At 29.9% G+C, this 2,482-nt stretch carries 3 protein-coding genes and 2 pseudogenes; all 5 read left to right on the top strand.

Going from position 1 to position 2,482, the window contains the following annotated elements:
- Positions 1–226: pseudogene (locus tag HMPREF9075_RS13875) on the top strand (hypothetical protein); the annotation flags it as partial.
- A 13-nt stretch (positions 227–239) separates the two neighbouring features.
- A complete protein-coding gene (locus HMPREF9075_RS08500; protein ID WP_009416130.1) occupies positions 240–773 on the top strand; it encodes a hypothetical protein in 534 nt (177 codons plus the stop codon).
- A gap of 19 nt (positions 774–792) precedes the next feature.
- The gene (locus tag HMPREF9075_RS08505; RefSeq protein ID WP_009416131.1) at positions 793–1,335 is read left to right on the top strand and encodes a hypothetical protein; all 543 of its coding nucleotides are present in this window, start codon (positions 793–795) and stop codon (positions 1,333–1,335) included.
- 364 nt (positions 1,336–1,699) lie between these two features.
- Positions 1,700–2,203 (top strand): hypothetical protein, encoded by a 504-nt coding sequence (locus HMPREF9075_RS08510; protein ID WP_009416133.1) that lies wholly within the window; start codon positions 1,700–1,702, stop codon positions 2,201–2,203.
- A 178-nt stretch (positions 2,204–2,381) separates the two neighbouring features.
- Positions 2,382–2,482, top strand: a pseudogene (locus HMPREF9075_RS13240) (IS1595 family transposase); the annotation flags it as partial.

Below are 2,482 nucleotides of genomic sequence, written 5' to 3' on the forward strand. Positions count from 1 at the left end.
GCAAACCACAGACCTTAACTATGGCTTACAGCCTGTGGCAGGCGATGTGGTAAAGATGCACGTGCTGATGGATCACTACAATCAGCTGCAACTAACCCTTGAAGAGTGCCACGCTGTTACTCCTAATGGGATACGCATACAGATTAGTGCCTCACAAGAAGGACAAACCTTATACATAAAACTGAAAAAGGTTTGCCAACATTATTCTATAAAACAACAGAATTAGGTTATAAAAATTTATGAAGAAAAGTTTTATTATTTTATTACTATTAACTCAATGTATTATTTTTGCTCAGAATAAGAAGACATATTCCACAAAAGACTTATACGAGTCTTGTTGTTGGGGTGAGTCAGATGATGGTGATAGCTATTATGTCGTTGATGAAGATATTATGGGTGATCATATTTATTTATGCATTAATACAGCAAATGGTTCATTAGGTTATCATAAATGTACTAATGTTATAAAAGAAAAATTAAAAAACAATCCTTTTTTAAAGATTAATAATCAAGTTATACAATTAGAGGAAATTGATAAAATTTATAGTTGTATACCTATGGGGCTTTGGTCTAAAAAACAGAATAACAACACCTATATCGCAATTGAATTATACACAATGTGTTATAGTAAATATTGCCATGATTATTATTATATCTTTGTATATATGGAAAAAGGAGGTGTTATGAATTCAAAAATAATTAGGAGTGAGGGTACTTTTATTGATAGCTATACAAAAATCAAGCATTATATGCGTAATGGATTAAAATATTAACACCTTTAAAAATAAAAAAATGAGATTTCTTTGTTTATTTCTGTTTTTTAATATAGCATATTCACAGCAAAATGTGAGGTATGCTAAAATAGATTTGATTGATAATCCTCCCTATTGTTGGGGGCTTCTAAACCATTCTTTTGCCAGGTATGTGATAAACATCAAAGCATTAGATAATGACATCTATATGCTTATTGATACGAAGAATGATAGAAGGAGAGAGCCAGAGTGTTCTACTATCCCAAAACACAGTATAGACAACGGATATTTTCTAACCATCAATAAGCAGCAAGTGAGGTTTGACAAAGAGGAACTTGCATTAGACTATTGTATTCCTCTTGCTATATATTGCTCAAAAAACAAGAAGGATACTTATGTTGCTATTGAGATGGCTGTTGCTTGTTATATGAAGAATTGCACGACTTTTAGCTATATTTTTGTGCATCTATATGACAATAAAGTTAAGGAAGTCAAAGCAATAGGAGGAGAGCTACACAACGAACTCACGGATAAGAAAATAAAGTCATATATGAGCAACAATGGTTTTAAGTTTTTAAAATAATAAACTTATTTATTTTATACGGATATAAATTCAGGAGGAACTAATGGAATTTCTTTTTTAAATGGAATGAATAATGTTTGGGAAAATTATTGAGTCATATTCAATTCTGGATTAAATAGTGAAAGAACTACAATTCATGAGTGTGGACATTCGTTATCTCTTCCTCATATTTTTCAAGAAGGTGGATTAAGTGAACATGTATTTTATCAAGGATATACAGATAATTATATGGACTATGATAGGAAGAAGGTAAATGCTCCTGATTCAAGCGATAATGATTTCAAAGGAAAGATGTATTCTTTTTTTAAATGGCAATGGGAAATAATGAGAAGAGATAGAAGTTTAATTTTTAATTATTAGTCTTATGAAGTATTTATTTTTATCTTATTATTTTTTTCTTTTTTGTACTAATTCTTGTGGTGTAACAGATATATATTACAATAAGAAATTTATTAAATTTAAAACAACTAAACATCAGGTTTCTAAAATAGCCTTCTATCACATTCCCTCTGATCGGCCTTTTAGTATAAATGATACAATCAATGGTATTTTTCTAACTAGAGATAGTGTTTGTTTATTTGAAAATATATATAAGGATACTCTTGTTATAGAATCAAATATTAAAAAAAGTATCACTAAAAATAATGAGTTTTTTTTTGAAAAGATACCTTACAAATATTTAGATAATAATAATTTTAATTTTTTAAATTATATACCTATTTGTGATGAGGAGTTTTTTTATATTGCATTATTTTTTAACAAGAATAACACAAATCCAGATATACTATGGTCTATAGATCGCAACTCACTTCCAGAAGACTTGAAGTTTGTGATGGAGTATTATGAGAAAATAAGAGGAAGTTTATAAACTTTATTCCCCTTTCTTCTCTACCAAATGCCTCAGCTCAGGGTCGTTGGCGATACGTTCCTTTTCGCGTTCAATGATTTCAACGACATCTAACTTTATTTGGCGGTAGTTGGCTTCTACCTGTTCTTTGGTAGTGTCGTTGCCATTAGCATCAGTAAAGGAGATGATTTGAGGTATATATTCTTGGGTATCAGAGTTTAACATAGACCGCTCTTTAGCGGAATACAGTTTTAGAACTAATCGCTCACAAAGCAAAGATACTATCTTTAACAAATTAAT

It is taken from the genome of Capnocytophaga sp. oral taxon 332 str. F0381 (assembly GCF_000318275.2).
GTDB lineage: Bacteria > Bacteroidota > Bacteroidia > Flavobacteriales > Flavobacteriaceae > Capnocytophaga > Capnocytophaga bilenii.

What these genes read in the sequence shown, in the direction of transcription:
- HMPREF9075_RS08500 (WP_009416130.1), top strand. Translation starts at nt 240, where the DNA reads ATGAAGAAAAGTTTTATTATTTTATTACTATTAACTCAATGTATTATT.
- HMPREF9075_RS08505 (WP_009416131.1), top strand. Translation starts at nt 793, where the DNA reads ATGAGATTTCTTTGTTTATTTCTGTTTTTTAATATAGCATATTCACAG.
- HMPREF9075_RS08510 (WP_009416133.1), top strand. Translation starts at nt 1,700, where the DNA reads ATGAAGTATTTATTTTTATCTTATTATTTTTTTCTTTTTTGTACTAAT.